This window comes from Conexibacter sp. CPCC 205762 (assembly GCF_030646155.1).
Taxonomy (GTDB): domain Bacteria; phylum Actinomycetota; class Thermoleophilia; order Solirubrobacterales; family Solirubrobacteraceae; genus Conexibacter.
The window spans coordinates 75,478-98,251 of record NZ_JAUTDN010000010.1; the positions used below are offsets into that span (position 1 = coordinate 75,478).

General features: G+C 73.1%; 27 protein-coding genes. 16 read left to right on the forward strand and 11 right to left on the reverse strand.

Features of this window, described 5'->3' with window-relative positions:
- Positions 1 to 4: 4 nt before the first annotated feature.
- The 7 genes from Q7L73_RS11060 to Q7L73_RS11090 are packed head-to-tail and all read right to left on the reverse strand — an operon-like array spanning position 5 to position 6,570.
- The gene (locus Q7L73_RS11060) at positions 5 to 976 is read right to left on the reverse strand and encodes a VOC family protein (RefSeq protein WP_304692273.1); all 972 of its coding nucleotides are present in this window, start codon (positions 974 to 976) and stop codon (positions 5 to 7) included.
- Positions 973 to 2,202 carry a cytochrome P450 gene (locus tag Q7L73_RS11065; protein ID WP_304692275.1) on the reverse strand — a complete coding sequence of 410 codons (1,230 nt, stop codon included), beginning with the start codon at positions 2,200 to 2,202 and terminating at the stop codon, positions 973 to 975. Before Q7L73_RS11065 ends, Q7L73_RS11060 begins: the two co-directional genes overlap by 4 nt.
- Positions 2,203 to 2,218: 16 nt before the next feature.
- A complete protein-coding gene (locus tag Q7L73_RS11070; RefSeq protein ID WP_304692277.1) occupies positions 2,219 to 3,568 on the reverse strand; it encodes a glutamine synthetase family protein in 1,350 nt (449 codons plus the stop codon).
- Between the two features lie 14 nt (positions 3,569 to 3,582).
- On the reverse strand, positions 3,583 to 4,260 hold the full coding sequence (locus tag Q7L73_RS11075) for a type 1 glutamine amidotransferase (RefSeq protein ID WP_304692279.1): 678 nt from the start codon (positions 4,258 to 4,260) through the stop codon (positions 3,583 to 3,585).
- Positions 4,257 to 5,522: an NAD(P)/FAD-dependent oxidoreductase gene (locus Q7L73_RS11080; protein ID WP_304692281.1), complete on the reverse strand. Its 1,266-nt coding sequence runs from the start codon at positions 5,520 to 5,522 to the stop codon at positions 4,257 to 4,259. Before Q7L73_RS11080 ends, Q7L73_RS11075 begins: the two co-directional genes overlap by 4 nt.
- A gap of 11 nt (positions 5,523 to 5,533) precedes the next feature.
- The gene (locus tag Q7L73_RS11085) at positions 5,534 to 5,722 is read right to left on the reverse strand and encodes a ferredoxin (RefSeq protein ID WP_304692282.1); all 189 of its coding nucleotides are present in this window, start codon (positions 5,720 to 5,722) and stop codon (positions 5,534 to 5,536) included.
- Complete coding sequence (locus tag Q7L73_RS11090) at positions 5,719 to 6,570, reverse strand: fumarylacetoacetate hydrolase family protein (protein ID WP_370552424.1); 852 nt, start codon at positions 6,568 to 6,570, stop codon at positions 5,719 to 5,721. The genes Q7L73_RS11085 and Q7L73_RS11090 overlap by 4 nt, the downstream gene beginning before the upstream one ends.
- 131 nt (positions 6,571 to 6,701) lie before the next feature.
- On the opposite strand from Q7L73_RS11090, the gene Q7L73_RS11095 reads away from it, so the two are divergent.
- From Q7L73_RS11095 to Q7L73_RS11115, 5 genes are read left to right on the forward strand one after another with little or no spacing between them, the layout of a single operon-like run.
- Positions 6,702 to 7,637: a LysR family transcriptional regulator gene (locus Q7L73_RS11095; RefSeq protein ID WP_304692286.1), complete on the forward strand. Its 936-nt coding sequence runs from the start codon at positions 6,702 to 6,704 to the stop codon at positions 7,635 to 7,637.
- Between the two features lie 32 nt (positions 7,638 to 7,669).
- Positions 7,670 to 8,614, forward strand: a complete 945-nt coding sequence (locus tag Q7L73_RS11100; protein ID WP_304692288.1) for a fatty acid desaturase — start codon at positions 7,670 to 7,672, stop codon at positions 8,612 to 8,614.
- The gene (locus Q7L73_RS11105) at positions 8,611 to 9,687 is read left to right on the forward strand and encodes a 3-deoxy-7-phosphoheptulonate synthase (RefSeq protein WP_304692290.1); all 1,077 of its coding nucleotides are present in this window, start codon (positions 8,611 to 8,613) and stop codon (positions 9,685 to 9,687) included. Before Q7L73_RS11100 ends, Q7L73_RS11105 begins: the two co-directional genes overlap by 4 nt.
- Positions 9,677 to 10,516, forward strand: coding sequence for a hypothetical protein (locus Q7L73_RS11110; protein WP_304692292.1), 840 nt, complete (start codon positions 9,677 to 9,679; stop codon positions 10,514 to 10,516). The genes Q7L73_RS11105 and Q7L73_RS11110 overlap by 11 nt, the downstream gene beginning before the upstream one ends.
- 6 nt (positions 10,517 to 10,522) lie before the next feature.
- On the forward strand, positions 10,523 to 11,389 hold the full coding sequence (locus Q7L73_RS11115; RefSeq protein ID WP_304692294.1) for a hypothetical protein: 867 nt from the start codon (positions 10,523 to 10,525) through the stop codon (positions 11,387 to 11,389).
- Between the two features lie 61 nt (positions 11,390 to 11,450).
- On the opposite strand, the gene Q7L73_RS11120 is transcribed toward Q7L73_RS11115, so the two are convergent.
- Together Q7L73_RS11120 and Q7L73_RS11125 are read right to left on the reverse strand one after the other, a co-directional pair.
- Positions 11,451 to 12,092: an AAA family ATPase gene (locus Q7L73_RS11120; protein ID WP_304692296.1), complete on the reverse strand. Its 642-nt coding sequence runs from the start codon at positions 12,090 to 12,092 to the stop codon at positions 11,451 to 11,453.
- A 122-nt stretch (positions 12,093 to 12,214) separates the two neighbouring features.
- A complete protein-coding gene (locus Q7L73_RS11125; protein WP_304692298.1) occupies positions 12,215 to 12,418 on the reverse strand; it encodes a cold-shock protein in 204 nt (67 codons plus the stop codon).
- A 233-nt stretch (positions 12,419 to 12,651) separates the two neighbouring features.
- Between Q7L73_RS11125 and Q7L73_RS11130 the strand changes: the two genes are divergently transcribed.
- From Q7L73_RS11130 to Q7L73_RS28730, 11 genes are all read left to right on the forward strand, one after another.
- A complete protein-coding gene (locus tag Q7L73_RS11130) occupies positions 12,652 to 13,515 on the forward strand; it encodes a siderophore-interacting protein (RefSeq protein WP_304692300.1) in 864 nt (287 codons plus the stop codon).
- Positions 13,516 to 13,525: 10 nt separating this feature from the next.
- A complete protein-coding gene (locus Q7L73_RS11135; protein WP_304692302.1) occupies positions 13,526 to 13,999 on the forward strand; it encodes a nucleoside 2-deoxyribosyltransferase in 474 nt (157 codons plus the stop codon).
- Between the two features lie 190 nt (positions 14,000 to 14,189).
- Positions 14,190 to 15,032 carry a substrate-binding domain-containing protein gene (locus Q7L73_RS11140; RefSeq protein ID WP_304692304.1) on the forward strand — a complete coding sequence of 281 codons (843 nt, stop codon included), beginning with the start codon at positions 14,190 to 14,192 and terminating at the stop codon, positions 15,030 to 15,032.
- A gap of 1 nt (position 15,033) precedes the next feature.
- Positions 15,034 to 16,008, forward strand: coding sequence for a PstC family ABC transporter permease (locus Q7L73_RS11145; RefSeq protein WP_304692306.1), 975 nt, complete (start codon positions 15,034 to 15,036; stop codon positions 16,006 to 16,008).
- The gene (gene pstA / locus Q7L73_RS11150) at positions 16,005 to 16,985 is read left to right on the forward strand and encodes a phosphate ABC transporter permease PstA (protein WP_304692309.1); all 981 of its coding nucleotides are present in this window, start codon (positions 16,005 to 16,007) and stop codon (positions 16,983 to 16,985) included. The genes Q7L73_RS11145 and pstA overlap by 4 nt, the downstream gene beginning before the upstream one ends.
- A 125-nt stretch (positions 16,986 to 17,110) precedes the next feature.
- Positions 17,111 to 17,869: a phosphate ABC transporter ATP-binding protein gene (locus Q7L73_RS11155; RefSeq protein ID WP_370552425.1), complete on the forward strand. Its 759-nt coding sequence runs from the start codon at positions 17,111 to 17,113 to the stop codon at positions 17,867 to 17,869.
- The gene (locus Q7L73_RS11160; RefSeq protein WP_304692313.1) at positions 17,856 to 18,650 is read left to right on the forward strand and encodes a hypothetical protein; all 795 of its coding nucleotides are present in this window, start codon (positions 17,856 to 17,858) and stop codon (positions 18,648 to 18,650) included. The genes Q7L73_RS11155 and Q7L73_RS11160 overlap by 14 nt, the downstream gene beginning before the upstream one ends.
- Before the next feature lie 14 nt (positions 18,651 to 18,664).
- The gene (locus Q7L73_RS11165) at positions 18,665 to 19,330 is read left to right on the forward strand and encodes a zinc ribbon domain-containing protein (protein ID WP_304692315.1); all 666 of its coding nucleotides are present in this window, start codon (positions 18,665 to 18,667) and stop codon (positions 19,328 to 19,330) included.
- Positions 19,331 to 19,415: 85 nt separating this feature from the next.
- Positions 19,416 to 19,931, forward strand: coding sequence for a hypothetical protein (locus Q7L73_RS11170; protein ID WP_304692317.1), 516 nt, complete (start codon positions 19,416 to 19,418; stop codon positions 19,929 to 19,931).
- The gene (locus tag Q7L73_RS11175; protein WP_304692319.1) at positions 19,928 to 21,472 is read left to right on the forward strand and encodes an alkaline phosphatase family protein; all 1,545 of its coding nucleotides are present in this window, start codon (positions 19,928 to 19,930) and stop codon (positions 21,470 to 21,472) included. Before Q7L73_RS11170 ends, Q7L73_RS11175 begins: the two co-directional genes overlap by 4 nt.
- A gap of 96 nt (positions 21,473 to 21,568) precedes the next feature.
- Positions 21,569 to 21,979, forward strand: coding sequence for a DUF3592 domain-containing protein (locus Q7L73_RS28730; protein ID WP_370552423.1), 411 nt, complete (start codon positions 21,569 to 21,571; stop codon positions 21,977 to 21,979).
- On the opposite strand, the gene Q7L73_RS11180 is transcribed toward Q7L73_RS28730, so the two are convergent.
- Both Q7L73_RS11180 and Q7L73_RS11185 read right to left on the reverse strand, forming a co-directional pair.
- The gene (locus Q7L73_RS11180) at positions 21,906 to 22,388 is read right to left on the reverse strand and encodes an SRPBCC family protein (RefSeq protein WP_304692321.1); all 483 of its coding nucleotides are present in this window, start codon (positions 22,386 to 22,388) and stop codon (positions 21,906 to 21,908) included. The genes Q7L73_RS28730 and Q7L73_RS11180 overlap by 74 nt on opposite strands.
- Positions 22,375 to 22,722, reverse strand: coding sequence for a helix-turn-helix transcriptional regulator (locus Q7L73_RS11185; RefSeq protein WP_304692323.1), 348 nt, complete (start codon positions 22,720 to 22,722; stop codon positions 22,375 to 22,377). The genes Q7L73_RS11180 and Q7L73_RS11185 overlap by 14 nt, the downstream gene beginning before the upstream one ends.
- Positions 22,723 to 22,774 lie beyond the last annotated feature (52 nt).

The window sequence follows — 22,774 nt, forward strand, 5'->3', positions numbered from 1 at the left end:
GACCTCAACTGGCGACGGGGTCAGGGAGTGGTGGGAGCGGCGTGCCGAGCGCTTCCAGCGACTCGCGCTCGGACTCGACCGCGGCCGCGTCGAAGCGGAAGTACGAGCGGGGCGGGAGCGGGCCCCAGGTGTTCGAGGAGTAGCGGTCGTCGGGCCACTCGCGCGCGACGTGGTCGTGGCCGAGGATCTCCATGTCGCAGTACAGCTCGACGAAGCACTCCTCCTCGACGATCCGCACGTAGGAGGCGATGTTGCCGCCGACGCCGTGGCGCGTCGGGCCCCAGCCGAGCCAGCGGCCGTGGCGGCCCAGATGATCGAGCGCCGCGCGCATCTGGCCGATGTCGACGACGTCGAAGGCGAGGTGGTGGAAGTGCGCGTAGCCCTTGTCGACCAGCGCCATCCCGTGGTGGTCGGCGTTGCAGTGCATCCAGGCACCGCCTCTGCCGAGCCAGTCGGTCATGCGGAAGCCGAGCGCGTCGCGGTAGAAGGCGACCTGGTCGTCGATCCGCGCGGTGAGGAAGTTGACGTGGCCGAGCTTGCGCGGGTGGCCGACGGGCAGCTCGCCGGCCGGGCGCGCGTACGGCGTCAGGCGGTTGGCCGGCTCGCGGTACGGCAGCAGCTCGATCCCGTTGCCTTCGAGGTCCTGCAGCCGCAGCACGTCGCCGCCGCTGCGGTCGCCGTCGCCGGGGCCGCGCTCGTACGCGATCCCGAGCCCGTCGAGGTGGGCGGCGGCGTCGGCGAGGCCGCAGCCGCGCGCCAGCTCCCAGCCGACGTGGTCGAAGCCGGGGCTCGCGGGATCGGCGCCAGCCGATCGCACCAGCTCCAGCGCGTTCGGCTCGTCGTCGCAGGAGAGCGCGACGCGCCCCGCCTCGCGCGCCCGCTCGGTCAGCCCGAACTGCAGCGCCCAGCGCCGCGCCGCCGCGTCGAGGTCGGCGACGCGCAGGCAGACGTGGTCGATCCGGTGGAGCGCGATCACGCCGGCACCACCCGCACCGGCATCCGCTTGATGCCGTTGAAGAAGTTCGAGCGCAGCCGCTCGACCGGGCCGCTGTGCTCGATGCTCGCCACCCGCGGCAGCAGCTCCTCGAAGACGATCCCGATCTCCATCTTCGCCAGGTGCGAGCCGAGGCAGTGGTGGACGCCGCCGGGGCCGAAGGCCATGTGGCGGTTGGGCGTGCGGCCGACGTCGAACGTCTCCGGATCGTCGAAGACCGCCTCGTCGCGGTTGCCGGAGACGAACCAGGTCGTGACCTTGTCGCCGGCCTTGATCGCGGTGCCGGCCAGCTCGGTGTCGACGGCGGCGGTGCGGCGGAAGTGGTGGACCGGCGTCGCCCACCGCAGCATCTCGTCGGCCATCGTTCTGAACAGCTCCGGCGAGGGCTCGCGCCGCAGCCGCTCCAGCTGCTCCGGATGCTGCAGCAGCGCGTCGAGGCCGTGCGAGATCGTGTGGCGGGTCGTCTCGTTGCCGGCCGTCGCCAGCAGCACGAAGTAGACGTCGAACTCCTGCTGCGTCAGGTTCGCCTCGACCAGCTGGGTGATGATGTCGTCGCGCGGGTCGGCGCGGCGGGCGTCGGCCAGGCGCCGGCCGAAGGCGAACATCTCCAGCGCCGCCGGCGAGGAGAACGGCAGGTGGCGGTGCGAGTCATCGTCGGGCACGCCGCTGGCGAACTCCGGGTCGGCGTTGCCGAGCAGGCGGTCGCCGATCTCGATGATCTCGCGCCGCTCCGACTGCGGCACGCCGAGGATCTCGGCGAAGACCTGCATCGGCACCTCGGACGAGATCTCTCTGACGAAGTCGAACTCCGGCCCCTGCGCGAAGGCGGCGTCGATCACCTCGTTGGTGACGCGCCGCACCTGCTCGTTCCAGACCTGCACCGCGCGCGGCGTGAAGCGGCGGTTGATGAGGCCGCGCAGCACGTCGTGGCGGGGCGGGTCCATGTCGATCATCGACTTGCGCGACTCGACGTGCTCGGGCTCCAGGTCCTCCAGCGAGGTGCCGCCGATCTCGGAGGAGAAGACCTCCGGCTGGCGGTGGACCTCGCGGATGTCCTCGTAGCGGGTGACGGCCCAGAAGCCGGTCCCCTCCGCCTCAGGGTTCCAGTGGACGGGGTCCTCGCGGCGCAGCGTCGCGAACGCCTCGTAGGGGACGCGGTCGACGAACAGGTCGTGGTCGGCGAGGTCGATCTTCTCGAGTGTCGGCATGGCTCAGATCTCCGGATCAGACGTGGTGCACGTACTCGGTCAGCTCCCAGTCGGAGACCCAGCTCCGGTGGCGCTCGACCTCGAAGCGCTTCATCGTGAGGAAGGTGGTGACGATCTCCTCGCCGAGCGCGCCGCGCAGGACGGCGTCGCCTTCGAGCGCGTCGAGCGCCTCCTCCAGCGAGCGCGGCAGCGTCCCGCCGATCAGCGACGGGTCGGCGGTGTAGGCGTCGCCGCTGACGGGCGCCGGCGGCTCGATCCGCTCGCGCAGCCCGTGCGCGCCGGCCTGCAGCAGCGCGGCGACCGCGAGGTAGGGGTTGGCGGCGCCGTCGCCGACGCGCACCTCCAGCCGCGTCGCGCGGCCGCGCTCGCGCGGGATGCGGACGAACGTCGAGCGGTTGTCGTGGCCCCAGTTCGCGTGCGTCGGCGCGAGCGAGTCGGGCACGAGCCGGCGGAACGAGTTGATCGTCGGGTTCAGCAGCGCCATCAGCGCGGGCGCGTGCTTCAGCACGCCGCCGACGAACCAGCGCAGCGAGTCGGAGACGCCGGCGGGCGCGTCGGGCGCGTCGAAGGCGTTGACGCCGGCCGCCTCCAGCGACACGTGCACGTGCGTGCCGGAGCCGCCCTGGTCGTTGAACGGCTTGCCCATGAAGGTCGCGACCAGCCCGTTGAGCGCGGCGACGTCCTTCACGAACGCCTTCAGCCGGAAGGCGTTGTCGGCGGCGGTGAGCGCGTCGGCGTGGTGCTGGTTGATCTCGTACTGCGAGTTCATGTACTCGTGGTTGACGGCGAAGGCGCCGAGCCCGATCGCCGCGAGATCCTCGGTCAGTCTCCGCACGATCCCGCCCGGGTCGACCTGCGGGCCGACCGTGTAGACCATCGAGAGGCGGTCGACGCGGCGTCTGATGCCGCCCGGCGCGGCCGGGTCCAGCTCGCAGAGGAAGAACTCCAGCTCGGGCGCGACGACCGGCGCGTAGCCCAGCTCCTCGATCGCCGCTGTCGCGTTGCGCACGGCGCCGCGCGGGTCGGCCGGCGCGGGGCCGTCGTGGACCGGGTGGAGGTCGGCGAGGCAGCAGGCGACACCCGGCTCCCACGGCAGCGACACGAGCGTCGACAGGTCGGGCTTGGCGAGCAGGTCGGGGTAGCCCTCCTCGCCGCCGACGACCGGAGTGTGCGCGAGGTCGGTGCCCATCACGGCGGCGCAGAAGCCGAGCCCGGACTCGACGATCCGGTCGAACTCCTGGACCGGCACGTCCTTGCCGCGAGCGACGCCGTGGAGGTCCGAGTAGAGCACGCGCACGGACGTGACCGGGCCCGTCGTGCCGCGCAGCTCCGGCAAGCCGTTGACGCTTCTGACCTGCGTTGCCATCTCTCTCTCCTGATTCATCTGCGCGCCCGTTCCCAGAACGCGTCGAACAGCTGGAAGGCGGCGCGCGCTGCTTGCGCGGCGTGGCCGTTGCCGGCGTCGAGCAGCGCCTCGCCGTCGCCGAGCCCGAGGCGGTCGAGCCGCTCCTGGTCCTTGACAGCCCAGTCGCGCACGATCTCGATCGTCGACTCGGGGTGGAACTGGACGCCGAGGTGGCGTCCCTGACGGAAGGCCTGCGCGCCGCTCGGCGACGCGGCGAGCTGCCGCGCGGTCGGCGGGACGGTGAAGCGGCAGTAGTGCCACTGCAGCCACGGCCCCGCGGGGATCTGGTCGAGGTCGTCGCTTGCGACCTCGTGCCAGCCGACCTCGGGCCGCGGCGCCTCTTCGACGTGGCCGCCGAGCGCGGTCGCGAGCAGCTGGCCGCCGAAGCAGAGGCCGAGCACCGGCGTCTCGCGCACGACGCAGTCGCGCAGCAGCTCCAGCTCCTGCGCGACCTCCGGCTCGCGCTCGGCGTCGAGCGGCGAGTGGGGCGAGCCGAGCGAGGCGACGAAGGCGCGCCCCTCGACGGACGGCCAGTCGCGCCCGAGCCAGGTGCGGTGGATCTCGAACGGGATCGCCCGCTGCCGCAGCCAGTCGGCCAGCAGTCCGGGCGGACCCCAGTCGCCGTGCTGCAAGATGAGCGCCGGTTCGGTCATCGCGCCGGCCCGCCTTGCGCGGCCGCGCCGGCCGCGTCCGCCTGCACTGGTGCGCCGAGCGATCTCGGGTCCTCCGCGACGGCGGCGGCGAGCTTCTCGAAGGCCGGCGGATCGGCCAGCTGTCGGCGGTACCAGGCCAGGCGCCGCACGGCGTTGAAGGCGATCGCGGCGACGACCCTGCCGTCGCGCACGCCGACGGCGACGAGCCGGTCGCCCTCCGGCGACTGCTCGACCAGCTCGATCCGCTCCGCTCTGCCGGGCAGCCCGACGGCCTGGATCTTGACGTCGTACTGGTCGCTCCAGAAGTACGGCGCGGCGCGGTACGGGGTCCGCTCCGCCGGCGGCGCGAGCGCGTTGCGCGCGGCCGCGGCGCCCTGCTCGGCGGCGTTGGTCCAGTGCTCGACGCGGATCGTCGTGTCGTCGGCGAGCGGGTGCGGCCACGAGACGACGTCGCCGGCGCCGAGCACGTCGGGGTCGTCGAGCGAGGTCAGCGTCGCGTCGCAGACGAGCCCCGGGTCGAGCGTCAGCCCGCTGCCGGCGAGCCAGTCGGTGTTGGGGATCGCGCCGAGCGCCACGACGACGACGTCGGCCGCGATCTCGGAGCCGTCCGCCAGCACGACCGCTTCGACGTGATCATCGCCACGGAACCCCTCGACTCCCATGGAGAGTTTGAGGTCGACGCCCCGCTCCCGGTGCATCCCCGCCGTGCGCCCGCCGAGCAGCGGGCCGAGCGGCAGCAGCGGGTGCGGCGCAACGTCGATCAGCGTCACGTCGAGGCCCAGTCTGCGCGCCGTCGAGGCGACCTCGGCGCCGACGAAGCCGGCGCCGACGACGGCGACGCGCGGCCTGCCGTCGGTCAGCGCGGCGCGCAGCGCCAGCGCGTCGTCGAGGTCGCGCAATGTGTGCAGCCCGTCCAGCTCCGCGCCCGGCCCCGTCCACGGCCGCGCGCGGCAGCCGGTCGCGACGATCAGACGGTCGTACGGCACGCGCGCGCCGTCTTCCAAGACGACCTCGCGAGCGTCGCGGTCGAGGCCGACGGCCGCCACCCCGAGCCGCCACTCGACGTCCAGCTCGCCGCTCGGGAAGTCGCACTGCTCGACCGTGTGGTCGCCGACCAGCAGCTCCTTCGACAGCGGCGGCCGCGTGTACGGGCGGCGCGCCTCGTCGCCGATCACGACGACCTCGTCCGCGTGCCCGGCTGCCCGCAGCGCCTGCGCGGCGCGCAACCCGGCCAGCGACGCTCCGACGACCACGATCCGCATCGCGAAGCTCCTCAGCCCTCGAGCTTGATCGCCATCATCGGGCAGACCTGGATCGCCTGCTCGACCTCGGCGCGTCTGTCCTCGCCGATCTCCTCGACCCACGTCAGCGAGTCGTCGTCGTGCAGCTCGAAGACGTCCGGCGCCGCGAAGACGCACTCCCCGTGCGCCTGGCACAGGTTCATGTCGACGTGGACCTTCATGCCTTGCTCCTCTCGACCATCCGCTCGGCCTCGTCCTCGGGGACGGCGAGCGCGACGTGCAGCGTGTTGGGGGAGGTCTCCGGCTGGTCGCCGGCCGCGGTCAGGTCGACGTCCCAGTCGACGACCGTGCTCTCGACGCGGCCGAGCCCGTCGATCTCGACGGCGACGACGTCGCCGACCGCCATCGGGCGCGAGTTGGCGGGCGTGCCGGTGAGGATCACGTCACCCGGCTCCAGCGTGATCAGCCGCGACAGGTCGGCGAGCTGGTAGGCGACGCCCCAGATCAGGTCCGCGGCGGTCGCGCGCTGCACGACCTCGCCGTTGAGCGTCGTGCGCAGCTCATACGAGGTCGGGTCGAACTCGCCCGCCGGCACCACGCTCGGCGAGATCGGCAGGAAGCCGTCCTGGCCCTTGACGCGCAGCATCGAGCCGCGGTCGGCGTGGCGGAAGTCGTGCAGGCCGACGTCGTTGGCGACCGCGTAGCCCTCGACGTACGACAGCGCGTCCTCGATCGCGACGCCGTGCATCCGTCTGCCGATCACGACCGCCAGCTCGCCCTCGTAGTTGAGGAACTCGGTCCCGGCCGGCCGTCTCAACTGACCGCGATGACCGTTCAACGTCGTCGGCGGCTTCATGAAGTACGACGGGTGGGCGGGCGTCCGCGCCTTGTACTCCTCGATCCGGCTGCGGTACGTCAGGTGGACGGCGATGATCTTCGACGGCTGCACCGGCGCCAGGTAGGCGGCGTCGGCCTCCGGCACGCGTGTGCCGTCGTCGAGCACGATCTCGTCACCGTCCAGCGTGCCCCAGCGCGCGGTCGCGCCAGCGGCGATGCGGACTCTGCCCATCGCGGGAATCACCTCTCCGTCTCTCTCCACGCCGCCGACCTCCGACAGCGTTGACGGCATGGTGCGCTGCGCCCGTCATGGTCACAACATGGTTTTCCGCTGGACCGATCGCGTCGTGCGATGATCGAGAGGTGGACTTGCGTCAGCTGCGGTATTTCGTCGCGGTCGCGGAGGAGCTTCACTTCACGCGCGCGGCGTCACGCCTTCACCTCGCCCAGTCGGCTCTCAGCGCCCAGATCGGCGCGTTGGAGAGAGACGTCGGCGCCCCGTTGTTCACCCGCGCCAACCGCCGCGTCGAGCTGACGCGCGTCGGCCAGGCGCTGCTGCCGCAGGCGCGCGACCTGCTCGAACGGGCCGACACGATGCTCGCCGAGACGCGCGCGATCGCCGCCCGCGAGGCGGAGACGCTGTCGGTCGGCTGCATGGGCGCCGTCCCCGGCGAGCTGCTGACGACCGTCGTCGAGGAGCTGAAGAGCGAGCGGCCGGGCGCGCGCTTCGAGGTCCACGCGTTCGACTTCGCGACGATCAACGAGAGCCTCGCGAAGGCGAGATCGGACGTCGCCTTCGTCTACCTCCCCTACGACGAGGAGGAGCTGGAGAACCTCGACGTCGTGCCGCTGACCGAGGAGCCGCGCAACGTCGTGATGGCCAGCTCCCACCCGCTCGCGAACAGGGCCGAGCTGACGCCCGAGGACCTCGCCGAGGAGACCTTCATCAGCCAGTCGACGGCCGTCTCGCAGACGTGGCGCGACTTCTGGCTCTGCACCGAGGAGCTGGGCCTGCGGCCGCAGGTCCACCCGCGCGCCGCCGACACGCTGGAGGAGTGGCTGCACCTGATCGCGCAGGGCGAGGGGATCGACACCGCGCCGACGCTGATAAGCCGCTACTACCCGTGGCCGGGGATCAGATTCGTGCCGCTGGTGGAGGCGCGCCTGGCGACGCTCGCGGTCGTGCGCCGGCGCGACGCGACCGGGCCGCTCGTCGACGCCTTCGTGCGGGCCGCCCAGCGGGTCAGCCAGCGCGAGCTGGAGGCGCATACCGGCGAGGGCAGCTCGCGGCTCGGTTAAGCTCGGCTGACTTCGCCGAAGGGGACGGTGCCGTGACTGGACCCACCGCAGAGGACGTCGAACCGGTCGCCAACGAGACGCGCGACCGCATCGTCACCGGTCTCGTGACGATCGTGCCGGTGCTCGCGCTCGGGCTCGTCGGCTGGCAGCTGTGGGCGGTCGCGCTCGGCTGGAGCGACCTCGCGGTGCTCGCGATCATGTACGTCATATCGGGGCTCGGGATCACCGTCGGCTTCCACCGCCTGTTCACCCACCGCTCCTTCAAGACCGGCCCGGTCGTGCGCGGCGTCTTCGCCGCCTGGGGCTCGATCGCGATCGAGGGTCCGGTGATCTCGTGGGTCGCCGACCACCGCAAGCACCACGCCTTCTCCGACCGGTACGGCGACCCGCACAGCCCGCACGTCGAGCACGGCCACGGCTGGAGAGGCGCGCTCGCCGGCCTCGCCCACGCGCACGTCGGCTGGCTGTTCGTCCACACCCACCGCGGCAACAAGAGACGCTACGCGCCCGACCTGATGAAGGACCCGGTCGTCGCGTGGTTCGACCGCACGTTCATCTTCTGGGCGATCGGCGGCTTCCTGATCGCCTTCGCGCTCGGCTTCCTGATCGGCGGGCTGTCGTGGCAGGCCGGCGTGACGGCGCTGCTGTGGGGGGGGCTCGTGCGGACGCTGCTGCTGCACCACGCGACCTACTCGATCAACTCGCTCTGCCACTACTTCGGCCGCACGCCGTTCGAGACCGGCGACGAGTCGCGCAACGTCGCCTGGCTGGCGCCGTTCACGCTCGGCGAGGCGTGGCACAACGCCCACCACGCCTTCCCCACCTCGGCCCGCCACGGCGTCGAGCGCGGGCAGCTCGACATCTCCGCCGGCGTGATCGCGCTGCTGGAGCGGACCGGCCTCGCCTGGGACGTCGTGAAGGTCGCACCGGAGCGACTGGAGGCGAAGCGACGGCTCCCGGTATCCTCGCCTACGTGAGCATCACCCGACATCTCGAGGAGCTGCGCGACCAGCGGATCGCGCGCGTCGTCCCACTCGCCACGCCCGCGTTGATGCTGCACGAGCTGCCGCTCTCCGACGCGCAGGCCGAGGTCGTCTACAACGGCCGCACCGACGCCGCGCGCGTCCTGAACCGCGAGGACGACCGCCTGCTCGTGGTCGTCGGCCCGTGCAGCGTCCACGACCCGGAGGCCGCGCTGGAGTACGCCAGGCTGCTGGCCGAGCGGGCCGTCGCGCTGAGAGGCGCCCTGCTGATCGCGATGCGGGTCTACTTCGAGAAGCCGCGCACGACGACCGGCTGGAAGGGTCTGATCAACGACCCCGGGCTGGACGGCTCCAACGACGTCAACACCGGTCTGCGTCTAGCCCGCAGGCTGCTGCTGCAGGTGCTGGAGCTGGGGCTGCCGGTCGGCTGCGAGTTCCTCGACCCGATCATCCCCCAGTACATCGCCGACACCGTCGCCTGGGGCGCGATCGGCGCGCGCACGACCGAGAGCCAGACCCACCGCCAGCTGGCGTCGGGGCTGTCGATGCCGATCGGCTTCAAGAACCGCACCGACGGCGACGTCGGCGTCGCGGTCGACGCCGTCCGCGCCGCCGCCGCACCGCACACCTTCGCGGGCGTCGCGGAGTCGGGCTCGCCGGCGATCTTCAACACGAGCGGCAACCCGGACGGCCACATCATCCTGCGCGGCGGCCGCGGCACGCCCAACTTCGACGCCGCCCACGTCCAGGGCGCGCTGTCGCAGATGGCCGAGGCCGGTCTCGCCGAGCGCGTGATCGTCGACGCCTCGCACGACAACAGCGGCAAGGACCACGAGCGCCAGCCGCTCGTCTCGAAGGCGATCGGCGACCAGGTCGCCGCCGGCGACAGAGCGATCGTCGGCGTGATGCTGGAGTCGTTCCTCGTCGCCGGCAACCAGAAGGTCACCAACGGCCGCGAGGGCCTGACCTACGGCCAGTCGATCACGGACAAGTGCATCGACTGGGAGACGACGGTCGACGTGCTCGACGGGCTCGCCGCCGCGGTGCGGACGCGCCGTGGCGCCTGAGGCGCCCGACGCCGCCACGCCCACGCCCGACGCGGCCGCGCCCGCCCGCGCCGCGTCGGCCGTCCCCGCCCCACGCGCCGACGCCCCCACCCGCCTGCTGACGGCGTCGCTGGCGCACGACCCGGTGCTCGACGTGGCGCTCGGGTCGGCGCTGCTGGAGTCGGCGGGGCTGGCGGCGGCGCCGCTGTTCCGCATCGGCATCCCCGCGCCGACGCTCTCCTTCGGCCGCCTCGACCGGATCCTGCCGGGCTTCCCGGCGGCCGTCGCGGCGGCGCGCGCGCACGGCTTCACGCCGACGCTGCGGGTCGGCGGCGGCCGTGCGGCAGCGATCCACGGCGGCGCGATCTCGTTCGGCGTCGCCGCGCCGGCCGACCCCGGCTCGACCACGACGGCCCGCTTCGCGTGGCTGGCGGCGCTCGTGCAGGGCGCGCTCGCACGCGTCGGAGTGCCAACCGAACATGGCCAGCTGCCAGACGAATATTGCCCCGGCGACTGGAGCCTGCACGCCGGCGACATCAAGTTGGCCGGTCTGTCGCAGCGCGTGCGCAGAGACGCGACCTGGACCGAGGGCCTGCTGCTGGTGACCGACGCGGCGCCGGCGCGCGCCGTGCTGGAGGCGGTCCATGCCGCGCTCGCGCTGCCGCTGGACCCGGCGACCGTCGGCGCCGTCGAGGACGTCGCGCCAGGCGTGACCGTCGCGGCGACGGCGCAGGCGCTGCGCGACGAGCTGGCCGCCCGCGGCCCGATGATCGAGCACGAGCTCGACGCCCCCACCCTCGCCACCGCCGAACGCCTGCGCGAGCGGCACACGATCCCCCAGATAGGCTGACGCGCCATGAACGCCGCCGACGCCCTTGCCGAGCTGCGCCTGCGGCGCGAGCAGATCGCCGCCGAGCACGCCCGCCCGCGCCCGCGCTGGCGGCTGCCGCTGTCGATGGCGCTCGCCTTCGGCGGCCACGCCGTCAGAGAGCTGGAGGGACGCCCGGTCCAGCGTCCGCTGTCGCTCGCGCTGACGGTCGTCAACGTCGCCGAGATGCTGCCGGCGCCCGGCGAGCGCCGCGTCGCACCCACCGTCCTCTGGCTGCAGCAGACGCAGCCGCTCGGCGCGACCGACGCGTCAGCCCCGGAGCCGCCTCCTGCCGGCGGCGACGACCGGCTGCTGCCGCCCGCCGGCGCCGACCCGCGCGGCGCCGGCACGGCGCTGGTCGCCCTGCTGCTGGCGAGCAGCGTGCTGCCGCGCTGGCTCGTCCCGCGGCTGGAGCGGCGCGGCGTGCGTCACCCGCAGCTCGTCACGGGCACCGTCGCGGCGCTCGTCGTCGTGCCGCTCGCCGAGATCGTCAAGCGACGTGTCCAGCGCGGCGTCGACCCGGCGAGCGCGCTGCCGGATGTCAGCGCCGCCGCCTCCTTCCCGGCCGGCTTCGAGCCGCGGCCGGCGCAGGCGCCGCTGCTGTTCGACCCCGCGCTGCTGTCGCTGACCGGTCTGCTCGCGCCGGCCGGCGGCGTCAGCCGCAGCCTCCTGCGCGAGCTGCTCGCGCTCGACGCGGAGACGCTCGCCGGGCAGCTGCGCGCGCTCGACACCGCCGGCTGGGTCGAGCCCTCCGGCCGCGGCTGGCGCGATCCGCAGGTCGGTCTCACCCCCGCCGGCCGCGCCGCCGTCGCCGGCCACGCCGCCTGGCTGCGCGTGCAGGCCGCGCCCGCCTGACCCCGCGCCCGCGTGACGCCGCCTCGCCGCGCCAGCCTGATGCGACCGGCGGCGCCCTGACCTACTCGTCCCGCGGCGGCGGGCGGAAGACGATCCGCTTCAGCTCGCCGATCGTCGGGCCGCTCAGCCGCAGCGCGGTGTGGAAGCCCTCCTCACCCAGGTCGCCGCCGTCGAGCCAGCGGCGCAGCTCGTTGAGCGCCAGCTTGTCGTCGTCGGAGACCTTGTCTCTGCCGACCTCGATCAGGATCAGATGGCGCGGGCGGCGATGTCTGTGCGCGAGCCGCACCCAGTGGTCGCGCTCTTCGTGGCTGAGGCCATCGGCCAGCAGCACGACCGCGTCACCGGCGGCGAAGCGCTTCGTCGCGGCGGCGTCGAGCAGCTGCGCCGCTCTCTCCTCCACCTGGTCCTCCGGCACGCGACCGGCGAGCAGCGCGCGGACCTTGTCGAGCGAGAGGATCGCCGCCTGGTCCTCCAGCAGCGTCCGTCTCGCGAAGCGATCGCGCTCGGCGTGGTCGGCCGAGACGATCAGCACGAGGCTGCCGGGCGTGTAGCGCATGCGGTCGGTCGGGCCGAGCACCTGGCAGCGGACGGAGACGTCGGCTGCGCGGGGCGCGGCGCCCTCGCGACGGGGGCGGTCTGACGACCATCCGCCCCGTTCGTCGTCGGAGAACTTGACGCTGCGCGTGGACGGAGGCGTTGTCATGCCTCCATGATGCCGCACGCGGCCTCAGAAACGACCGAGGCCCGCACAAGGCGGGCCCCGGAAAAGGCCGGGGCCCGCACATGGCGGGCCCCGGTGAAGCAGAAGATCGTGAGCGTCAGCGCTCAGATCGCCTGGACGTTGACGGCCTTCGGGCCCTTCGGGCCGGGCTCCGAGTCGTAGGAGACCTTCGCGCCCTCGGGCAGCGAGCGGTAGCCGTCGGCGATGATGCCGGTGTGGTGGACGAAGAGGTCCTTCGACTGGTCATCGGGGGTGATGAAGCCGAAGCCCTTCTCGTCGCTGAACCACTTCACGGTTCCTGTAGCCATATCCGTGTCCTCCACGGGGTGTGTTGTGTGTGCTGCGAACGCGGAGGGTGCTGGGATGCAACGACTACGAGCGCTGACACTTCTTTGCCGAATCGCTCGATTCGACTCGTACGCGCGTGACAGTAGCAGGCGATTTCAGAAGCGCAAGCCATCAAGCGGTGAAATCTGCTTTTCACAGCCGAAGTGGTATCTGTTAGGTGGACCTAATGCCCCGTGAAAGCCCGAGGAACCCGATGGCCGAGCCCCCAGCCACGCCCAGCGCGCGCCCCGCCAAGCCGGCCCGCAGACAGATCGTCACCCGCGTCGAATCCGTCGAGCGGCTGACGCCCGGGATGCTGCGCATCGTCGTCGCGGGCGACGATCTCGCCGGCTTCGGCGCCGGCGCCTTCAGCGACCACTACGTCAAGCTCGTGCTGCCGCCGGCCGGCGCGCCGTACGCGCCGCCGTTCGACCCCGAGCAGCTGAAGGCCGAGCTGCCGCGCGAGCAGTGGCCGCGGATGCGCACCTACACCGTGCGCGCGTGGGAGCCCGACGCCAACCGCCTCACGCTCGACTTCGTCGTCCACGGCGACGAGGGCCTCGCCGGCCCCTGGGCGGCGGCCGCGCAGCCGGGCGACCTGCTGCAGCTCGTCGGCCCCGGCGGCTCCTACACGCCCGACCCGTCGGCCGACTGGCACCTGTTCGTCGGCGACGCGAGCGTGATCCCGGCGATCCAGGCGTCGCTGCCGCGCGTCGCGGCGGGCGTGCCGGTGCGGATCGTGCTGCAGGTCGACGGCCCGCAGGAGCGGCAGCCGCTCGTGCGCAGCGACGACCCCGCGGTCGAGGTCGTCTGGCTGCACGACGCCGCGCACGGCGCCGAGCAGTTCGTCGACGCGCTGCGCGCGCTGGAGTTCCCGCCCGGCCGCGTGCACGCGTTCGTGCACGGCGAGGCGACGGCGGTCCGCGAGGTGCGCAGGCACCTCGTGCTCGAACGCGGCGTCGCGCGCGAGCAGCTGTCGGCCTCCGGCTACTGGAAGCTGACCCGCAGCGACGAGGACTGGCGCGCCGAGAAGGCCGAGTGGAACCGCCTCGTCGAGGCCGACGAGGCGGCGGCGTAACCTCCACGGGGTGAGCCTCCCGCGCTGCTACGTCGCCAGCCCGCTCGGCTTCAACGAGGCCGGGCGCGTCTATTACCAGCGCATCTACCTGCCGGCGCTGGCCGAGGTGGTCGAGCCGCTGGACCCGTGGGCGCAGGTCGCGCCCGAGACGATCGCCCGCGCGCAGGCCGGCGGCCGCGAGGCGCTGCGCGCCCTGTGGCTGCAGACCGGCCTCGGCAACCTCGCGCTGATCGAGCGCGCGCCGCTGCTGGCGGCGTGGCTCGACGGCCAGGAGGTCGACTCGGGCACCGCGACCGAGGTCGGCTATGCGGCCGGGCGCGGCGTGCGCTGCTTCGGCCTCCGCAGCGACGTCCGCAACGCCGGCGAGGAGGGGATGGCCGTCAACCTCCAGGTCGAGGCGACGATCGCCCACTCCGGCGGCCGCATCGTCGACTCGCTCGACGCGCTCGTCGCCGCCCTGCGCGACGCCGCCGCGCAGCGCTAACGCCGGCGCGCCCCGAACGGCGTTCGTTTCGCCTTCGCACGGGCTGAAACGCTCATCGGCGGGCCGCTCGCACACCATTTCCGCACATTCCCGACCGATTTACCCATGTTCTTGATCCGCAAACCGTCGCATTGCTAAAGTGCCCCATCCCAGTCGTCTTTAACGGGATTACCGACGGAAAAGGGGTTTCATGAAGCGGAGAACTGCGGGCCTGGTCGGGGCGCTGGCCCTTGCCACCGCCATCGCCGCACCGGCGACGGCCCAGGCCGCGACGGTCTTCGGCTCGGGATCGAGCGCGAGCGTGCCGTACCTGGAGGCGCTCTTCAAGGAGTACAAGAAGGTCAGCCCGAGCGTCAGATTCGTCTACACCGCGAACAACGGCAACGCCGGCGCGAAGGACGTCCAGACCGGCAAGAGCGCGTTCGCGATCCAGACGCGTCCGCCCGTCGCCTCCGACTCCGGGCTGAGCTACTCGAAGCTCTTCCTCGACGGCCTCTGCGTCGCCGTCAACCCCGCCAACAACGTCAGCGACCTGAAGATCGCGCAGGTCAGAGACATCTTCCTCGGGACCGTCACCGAGTGGTCGGCGTACGGCTCCAACATCACGGCGCCGATCTCGGCCTTCGGCCGCTTCTCGACCGCCGGCCTCTACACGTTCTTCCAGAGCGCCGTGCTCGAGGGCCAGACGCAGGCCTCGAACGTGACCGCGCTCGACAAGGACGGCGAGGTCTCGGTCGCCGTCTCCAGAAACCAGGCCGGCATCGGCTACGTCGGCCTCGCCAACTCGGGTCCGGGCAAGGGCGTCAAGCGCCTCAAGCTCAACGGCCAGCCGTGCGAGCAGAGCGCGATCAAGACGCTCAAGTACCCGCTCTCGCGCTACGCCTGGCTGGTGCTGCCGGCGAGAAAGCCGAACAAGCTCGCGACGCAGTTCGGCGACTGGGTGCGCACGAGCTACGCCGCCGGCAAGGTGATCGACAAGGCCGGCGCGGTGCCCGCGTTCAACGCGAAGAAGCCGCCCAGAAGAAAGAAGTAGCGTGCCGCGACGTCTGCTGCCGGATCAGCGCGCCGAGCTTGTGCTCGGCGCGCTGGTCTGCGCCGTGCTGCTGTTCGTGCTGACGATCGTCGTCTTCGTCTTCAAGGAGGCGTGGCCGTCGTTCCAGCACAACGGCTGGGCCTGGTTCAGCTCCGGCGGCAACGTCGACCGCCAGATCCAGGAGATCTTCACCGCGGCCGCCGACCTCAGAAGACCGGTCTACACCTTCCACGCCTGGCCGATCATCTGGGGCACGTTCCTGATCACGACCGGCGCGGTCGCGCTCAGCTTCGTCGCGGCGCTGTTCGTCTCCGTCTTCATCGTCGAGTTCGCGCCCGAGTGGATCCGCACGATCCTCGAACCGGTCGTGCGGCTGCTGGCGAGCGTGCCGTCGGTGATCTTCGGCCTCGTCGGCGTGCTCGTGCTGGTGCCGTTCATCGGCGAGCACGTGATCAGCGACGACAACCGCCGCTCGGTCTCCTACATCGTCTCGCTCAGCGGCTACAGCCTGCTGGCCGGCGTCCTGATCCTCACGCTGATGATCGCGCCGCTGATGATCGCCGTCTTCAGCGACGGCCTCCGCTCGGTCCCGCGCGGCTGGCTGGAGGGCTCGCTCGGGCTCGGCATCAACCGCTGGCGGACCTTCTGGAAGATCGGCGTGCGGACGGCGCGGCCGGCACTCGTCGCCGGCACCGTGCTGGCGACCGCGCGGGCGCTCGGCGAGGCGGTGATGCTGGCGATGGTGACCGGCGGCGTCGCGTTCGCGCCCAACCCGGCCGACGGCGTGATCTTCTTCGTCGAGCCGACGCGGCCGCTGGCGGCGACGATCCTGCAGGCGTCGGAGGAGCTGACGGCGCCGGCGATGCGCCACACGATCTTCGCGATCGCCGCGGTGCTGCTGTTCTCGGCGCTGATGCTGTCGCTGACCGGCTGGGTCGTGAAGCAGCCGATGAAGAAGTACGGGGTGCGGGCATGAGCGCGATGACCGCGCCGCCCGCCCAGCCGGCCTCGCCGCCGCCCGCGCCGCGCCGCTCGGCGCGCGACTCGTCGGCGTCGTGGCGGCTGACCGACCGGCTCGGGCTCGCGTTCGCGTGGCTGCTGGGGATCGGCTTCCTCGTCGTGACCGCCGCGATCGTGCTCTACATGATGGTCCAGGGGCTGCGCTACGTCCGCCCCGAGCTGTTCGTCACCTCGCCCTCGGCCGGCTTCACCGAGAGCGAGACCGGCGGCTTCCTCGACCCGCTGCTGGGGACCGTGATCGTCGCCGCGATGGCGATGGCGATCGCCTTCCCGCTCGGCCTCTGCATCGCCGTCTGGCTGAGCGAGTACGGCCGCCCGTCGCTGCTGGCGCGCGTGACCGAGTCGACGATCGAGATGCTCGCCGGCACGCCCTCGATCGTCTTCGCGCTGTTCGGCACCCTGCTGTTCGAGCAGGGCGCGCTCGCCTTCTTCAGCCGCACCAACGACGGCGGCGTCGTCTACGGCCGCTCGTTCTTCGCCGCCGCCTCGATGCTGGCGCTGATCGCGCTGCCGCTGGTCGTCGCGAACGTGCGCGAGGGGCTGCAGGCGATCCCGGCGCACGTGCGCGAGGCCTCCTACGCGGTCGGCAAGACGAAGCTGACGACGACGCGGCGCGTGCTGCTGCCGGCGGCGCGGCCGTCGGTCGTGACCGGCGCGATGCTCGGCGTCGGCCGCGTGATCGGCGACACGGCGGTGATCGTGCTGCTGCTGGGCGCGACGCTGCGCTTCAACCCGGCCGGCGACGTGCCGGGCCTGTCGCAGCTGAAGGGGACCGGCAGCACGCTGACGAGCTTCGTCTACGCCAACGCGCCGACCGGCGAGGCGAACCAGCCGACGAAGGCGTACGCCGCCGCCTTCGTGCTGCTGTCGATGGTCCTGGTCTTGAACTTCGCGGTCGACCTGGCCGTGCGACGCGGGAGACGCTGGAGATGAGGTTCGTCACGCCGCCGCCGGTGCGGCGGCTGCCACTCGCGGGCGAGCAGCCCGCGACCGTCGTCGAGCCGGGCGCGCCCGGCGGCGCGGTCGCGACCAGCGGCCGCCGCCTGCAGGCCTCGCCGATGGCGGTCGAGCGGATGACGGTCGACCGGATGTCGATCGCCTACGGCGCGAAGGTCGCCGTCGACGAGGTCTCGCTGCCGATCCGCCAGGGCGAGGTGCTGGCGCTGATCGGGCCCTCGGGCTGCGGCAAGACGACGCTGCTGCGCTCGCTCAACCGCCTCACCGAGCTGACCAAGACGGCGTCGATGAAGGGCCGCATCCTGCTCGACGGGACCGACACCGCGACGCTCGAGCCGACCGCGCTGCGGCGGCGCGTGACGATGGTCTTCCAGCAGCCGAACCCGTTCCCGATGAGCGTCTTCGACAACGTCGCCTACGTGCTGCGCGAGCAGGCGTCGCGGCGGCCGCGCAAGAGGGCGCTGCAGGGCGCGGTCCAGAGCGCGCTGGAGCGCGCCGGGCTGTGGGAGGAGGTCAAGGGCAACCTCGCCCATCCCGCGCTGCGGCTGTCCGGCGGCCAGCAGCAGCGGCTCTGCATCGCCCGCGCGCTCGCAGCCGATCCCGAGGTGCTGCTGCTCGACGAGCCCTGCTCGGCGCTCGACCCGATCTCGACGCAGGTGATCGAGGAGCTGATCGTGCAGCTGCGCGAGCAGGTCGCGGTCGTGATCGTCACGCACAACCTCCAGCAGGCCTTCCGGATCGCCGACTACGTCGCCTTCATGTACCTCGGCGAACTGGTCGAGTACGGGCCGGCGGAGCAGGTCTTCGGCGCGCCTCGCGCCGACCGCACGAAGGAGTACGTGAGCGGTGGCTTCGGGTAGGCGGAGCGGCATCCCGCGGCGCGGCGCGGCGCGGGCGGGCGCGGCGGGCGGCTGCCTGCTCGCGGCCGCGTGCGCGCTGAGCGGCTGCGTCTCGACGCAGCAGAAGAACGCGCGCGCGAAGCTGACGGCCGAGCGCGAGCTGGCCAGCCGCGAGCCGCTGCACGTCGGCGCGAGCGAGCGGCGCGTCACCGTCGAGCGGGTCGCGCTCGTCCGCGGCAGCGGCGAGACGGCGCTCGTCGTGACGCTGCGCAACCGCGCCGCGACGCCGTTGACCGACCTGCCGATCGCGATCGGCATCAGCGGCGCCGGCGGCCGCCGCACGGTCCTCAACGGCCGCCGCGGGCTCGGCTGGTTCGAGACGCACGTGCCGTCGGTCGGCGCCGGCGCGCGCGTCGAGTGGGTCTTCAGCGCGCGTGCGCGGGCGGTGCCGCCGGGGCGGCCGTGGGCGCGCGTCGGCGCACCGACGCGGCTCAGCAGCGCTGCGTCGCTGCCGCGGCTGGTCGCGACCGTGACGACGGGGGACGGCAAGGGGAGCGCGCGCGGCGGTCGTGGTGCCGTCGCGCGCGTCGTCGTCCGCAACGACAGCGACGTGCCGCAGCGCGATCTCCAGCTGGTCGCGCTGGCCGGTGCGAGCGGCCGCTGGACGGCGGCCGGCCGCGCCCGCATCGCAGAGCTGGGCGCCCGTGCGCAGGCGCGCGCGACGGTGCCGCTGACCGGCCGCTTCGGCGCGGGCGGCTCCGGCGCCGTGACGGTCCAGGCGCTTCCGACGATCTTCGAGTGAGGGAGGGCAGCACGATGACGCAGACCAACGGGGTGCCGCAGGCGACGGTCGCGCTGCCGGCGATCGACTTCGAGCGCTGTGACCACTGCCAGGCGCCGCTCGACGCGCGCCAGCGCTACTGCGTCGCGTGCGGCGCGCGACGGCCGGCGGGCGACGACCCGGTCGCGCGCTGGTACGCCGACGGGCGGCGGGCGCGCGCTGCCTCGGTGGCGCCGCCGGCCGCGGCGCCGGCGGGCGGGCGCGGCGGCGGGATCGCGACCGCGCTCGTCTTCGCGCTCCTGCCGATCGCGGCGGCGGCGGGGATCTACGTCGGCCGCGGCGGCGACGACCAGAGCGAGCTGCTGGTGAAGGCGCTCAACGCGCAGAAGGCGCCGGTCGTGAACATCGTCGGCGGCACGGGCGGCGGTGCCAGCGCGGTCGACTCCGGCAGCGGCTCCAGCGACTCCGGCTCGGCCGCGAAGAGAACGGCCAGATCCGACGCCGCCGCCCGCAGCGCGAGAGACGGCGGCAGAGTGATCGCGAGAACGAGATACGGCGACGCGCACCAGCTGACCGGGGCGAGAATAACCCCGAGAGTCAGAGCGGACAGCAAGAGAGCGCTCGACAAGATCGCCAGCTCGAAGGGCAAGGAGTACGTCGAATCGCAGCGCGGCCTGCCCGACCAGATCGTGATCCCGTGACCGCGCGATCGCTCGGCCTGCGGCCTCGGATCGCGTCGGAAGAGCTCGCCCAGGAGGCTCGCTCTTCCGTGTCGAGGGGCCGATCGTGAGCGTGCTGACGCGCATCCGCGCCCGCTGGGGGATGAGCGAGGGCAGCGCGCCCGCCGGCTTCGCGCCGGCCACGAAGCTGGCCGCACGCGCCCGCCGCTCCGCACGCGCCGCCGGCGACGGCGCCGCTGACGGCGCCGCGCTCGACGTCCGCGTGCGCGAGCTGCTGGGCGAGCGCGAGCGCCTGACCGAGCGCTTCGCGCTGCTGCAGACCGACCTCGGCGGCGTCTTCTACGAGATGGCGATCCGCGACCACGTGCGGATGGACGTGCTGACCGCCCGCGCGGCCGAGCTGCAGCGCGTCGACCAGGCGCTGGCCGAGGTCGAGCGTCAGCTGCGCGAGCCCTCCCCGTTCGCACCGGCGCCGCCGAATCCGTTCACGCCCGCCCCGCCGCGGGGAGCGGCGCCGCCGCCCGTCAACGGCGCCGCGCCGCCCGCCGGAGGGCCGCCCGTCAACGGCGCCGCCCCGCCCGCCGGAGGGCCGCCCGCCACGCCCCCGGAGGCCGCGTCATGAGCCGCTGGCGGCAGTGGCTGCTGGCGACGCTGTCGGTGCTGGCGACGGGGCTGGTGCTGATCGAGGGCGGGGGCGGCTCGTTCGCCGACGCGCTCGACGCCGTCCGCGCCTCCGCGCCGGTCGCCCGCACGGTCACCAGCCCGCTGCTGGCCGGCGGCGGCTCCTCCGACGACGCCGCCTCCGCGGACGACGGCGACGCGCTCGCAGACAGCTCCACCGCCGACGAGGAGCCGAGCGACGCCGGCGCCTCCGACGACACCGCCGGGAGCGACGGCGCCGCCACCACCGACGACAGCACCGCCGACTCCGGCGACGACGCCGTCGGCAGCGGCGGCGACGGCCCGGCCGCCCCAGCCGACGAGCCCGCGAAGCCGACGAAGGTCAAGCACGTCTTCGTCATCTCGCTCGCCGGCCACGGCTACGACGCCGCCTTCGGCGCGCAGTCGCAGGCGCCATATCTGTCTGGCAGATTGCGGCCGCAGGGTGTGCTGCTGGAGCAGGCGACGGCGCTCGCCGCCGACGGCCTGCCCGACCGGCTGGCGCAGATCGGCGGCCAGCCGCCGAACGCGCAGACGCAGGCCGGCTGCCCGACCTACGCCGAGATCCCGCCGTCGGCGACCGTCAGCGACAGCGGCGAGGTGACCGCCGACGGCTGCGTCTTCCCCAACACGGTCACGACGATCGGCGACCAGCTGACGTCGAGAGGGCTGAGCTGGCGCGCCTACGTCGAGGACCTCGACCGCGGCCCGGACAGACGCACCGCCTGCCGCCACCCGGCCTCCAACGCCGCCGACGACACCGTCAGCGGCCGGCCCGGAGACAGCTACGCGACGCGCCTGAACCCGTTCGTCTACTACCACTCGCTGCTCGACCTCGGCGACTGCGACGCCAACGACGGCCCGCTGGAGCGGCTCGGCGACGACCTGAGAGGGGCGAAGACGACGGCCAACCTCAGCTGGATCGCGCCCAACCTCTGCAACAGCGGCAGCGAGTCGCCCTGCGCCGACGGCAGCGCCGGGGGCCTTGCGGCGGCCGACGCCTTCCTCGCGACCTGGGTCCCGCGGATCCTCGCCTCGCCCGCCTACAAGCAGGACGGCGTGCTGATCGTCAGCTTCGCCGGCCGCGTCGCGGCGACCGCATCGGCACCCGCTGCCGGCACGACGACGCCCGCCACCGGCTCGGCGCCCGCCCCCGGCGCGACGACGCCGACCGGCACGAGCCCGCCCGCGGGCGCGACGACGCCGACCGGCACGAGCCCGGCCGCGGGCGTGACGACCCCGGCGGCCACGACCCCGGCCGTCCCCGGCGCGACGACGCCGGCCGCCGCCCCCAGCGGCGGCGACCTCCGCAACGGCGCGCTGGTCGTGTCGCGCTTCGCGCAGGCCGGCACGACCGCGGGCGCGAGATACGACGCCTACTCGCTGCTGCGCTCGATCGAGGACCTGTTCGCGCTCAGACCGCTGGCTCGCGCCGCGGCCGCCAGCTCGTTCGCCCCGACCGCGCTCGCCTCGGCGTACACGGAGCCGCCCGGGGACGGCTGACGCCGACGCGCGACGCGGCACGCGGCGGGGGGGGCGAACTTCTCGCCCGCACCCCTCTAACAGACCTCCCGCAACCGACTCGGAGGTCCGTTTCCCGTGCTGTTCCTCGCCCCGCTGCTGCTCGCGCTCTACGGCGTCGCCGCGCTCGTCAGCCTGCACCGCAATCGCCGTCGAACCGCGCGGGCGCCAGGCGTCGTGCTCGGGTTCGACTCGCGTGACCGGCGACGCGGCCCGCTCCCGCGCTTCGGCCGCGGGGCGCGTCTGCCGGTCGTCCGCTTCCGCACCGCCGACGGGCGCGAGATCGTCACTCTCGCCGCGACCTCGGCCGTGCTGGCCGCGCTGCGCGCCGGCGATCGGGTCGCGGTCCTCTACGACCGCGCCGAGCCGACGCGCGCACGGCTCGACCATCTGCGCCTGCTCGGCGCATGCTCGTTCAGGCGAGCGAGCGCGCGACCTGCTCGAGCCGGTCCATCGACTCCTGCATGCCGCCTTCCATGCCCGAGTTGATGTGACCGTCGCGCGCCTCCTTGGAGTCGTGGTCGATCAGCATCTCCATGCGCGTGCGGTCGCCGAGGTCGACGAAGCTGTTGGTGACGAGCGATCTCGCGTCGGCCATCCCCTCGAAGATCTCGGTGTTGACGATCCGCTCGTGCTCGGCGATCTCCTGGTAGACGCCGTTGAAGGCGACCTCGAAATCGCCGTGGGCGACCATCACGTAGCGCCAGCCGCCGCCGACGCGGAAGTCGATCTCGGCGAGCGTGACCTCGCCGCGCTCGCCGGCCCACCAGCGCCGGACCAGTTCCGGCGTCGTCCACGCCTTCCACACGAGCGGAACGGGCGCGTCGAACTCGCGCACGATCAGGATCTGCGTGTCGGACGGCAGCGTGACCGTCGCGGTGCCGCTACTGCTGGGCATCTCTGTCCTCCTGCTTGAGTTCGTCGAGCACGGCGTCGAGCTGCTCGAAGCGCTGCTCCCACAGCCGCTCGAAGCTCTTGACCCAGTCGTGGACCGGCTTCAGCGCGGGAGCGTTGACGCGGTAGAGCCGCCGCCGTCCGGCGTCGCGCACGTCGACGAGGCCGACGTCGCGCAGCACGCGCAGGTGCTTGGAGACCTGCGGCTGCGCGACGCCGAGGGCGTCGACCAGCTCCTGCACCGGCCGTTCGCCGACGGCGAGCAGATCGAGGATCTCCCGCCGCCGGCTCTCCGCCACCGCGTTGAACACATCCGCCGTCGTCGCTGCTCGTGCCATGCGACGGACATTACATACCGATATGGGAATGTGTCAAGCGGACGCGATGCCG

Bases quoted from the DNA above. Each gene is read 5' to 3' on its own strand.
- Q7L73_RS11065 (WP_304692275.1), bottom strand. From the start codon at position 2,202: ATGCCGACACTCGAGAAGATCGACCTCGCCGACCACGACCTGTTCGTC.
- Q7L73_RS11070 (WP_304692277.1), bottom strand. From the start codon at position 3,568: ATGGCAACGCAGGTCAGAAGCGTCAACGGCTTGCCGGAGCTGCGCGGC.
- Q7L73_RS11075 (WP_304692279.1), bottom strand. From the start codon at position 4,260: ATGACCGAACCGGCGCTCATCTTGCAGCACGGCGACTGGGGTCCGCCC.
- Q7L73_RS11080 (WP_304692281.1), bottom strand. From the start codon at position 5,522: ATGCGGATCGTGGTCGTCGGAGCGTCGCTGGCCGGGTTGCGCGCCGCG.
- Q7L73_RS11085 (WP_304692282.1), bottom strand. From the start codon at position 5,722: ATGAAGGTCCACGTCGACATGAACCTGTGCCAGGCGCACGGGGAGTGC.
- Q7L73_RS11090 (WP_370552424.1), bottom strand. From the start codon at position 6,570: ATGGGCAGAGTCCGCATCGCCGCTGGCGCGACCGCGCGCTGGGGCACG.
- Q7L73_RS11115 (WP_304692294.1), top strand. From the start codon at position 10,523: ATGAACGCCGCCGACGCCCTTGCCGAGCTGCGCCTGCGGCGCGAGCAG.
- Q7L73_RS11120 (WP_304692296.1), bottom strand. From the start codon at position 12,092: ATGACAACGCCTCCGTCCACGCGCAGCGTCAAGTTCTCCGACGACGAA.
- Q7L73_RS11125 (WP_304692298.1), bottom strand. From the start codon at position 12,418: ATGGCTACAGGAACCGTGAAGTGGTTCAGCGACGAGAAGGGCTTCGGC.
- Q7L73_RS11130 (WP_304692300.1), top strand. From the start codon at position 12,652: ATGGCCGAGCCCCCAGCCACGCCCAGCGCGCGCCCCGCCAAGCCGGCC.
- Q7L73_RS11140 (WP_304692304.1), top strand. From the start codon at position 14,190: ATGAAGCGGAGAACTGCGGGCCTGGTCGGGGCGCTGGCCCTTGCCACC.
- pstA (WP_304692309.1), top strand. From the start codon at position 16,005: ATGAGCGCGATGACCGCGCCGCCCGCCCAGCCGGCCTCGCCGCCGCCC.
- Q7L73_RS11155 (WP_370552425.1), top strand. From the start codon at position 17,111: ATGGCGGTCGAGCGGATGACGGTCGACCGGATGTCGATCGCCTACGGC.
- Q7L73_RS11165 (WP_304692315.1), top strand. From the start codon at position 18,665: ATGACGCAGACCAACGGGGTGCCGCAGGCGACGGTCGCGCTGCCGGCG.
- Q7L73_RS11175 (WP_304692319.1), top strand. From the start codon at position 19,928: ATGAGCCGCTGGCGGCAGTGGCTGCTGGCGACGCTGTCGGTGCTGGCG.
- Q7L73_RS11180 (WP_304692321.1), bottom strand. From the start codon at position 22,388: ATGCCCAGCAGTAGCGGCACCGCGACGGTCACGCTGCCGTCCGACACG.
- Q7L73_RS11185 (WP_304692323.1), bottom strand. From the start codon at position 22,722: ATGGCACGAGCAGCGACGACGGCGGATGTGTTCAACGCGGTGGCGGAG.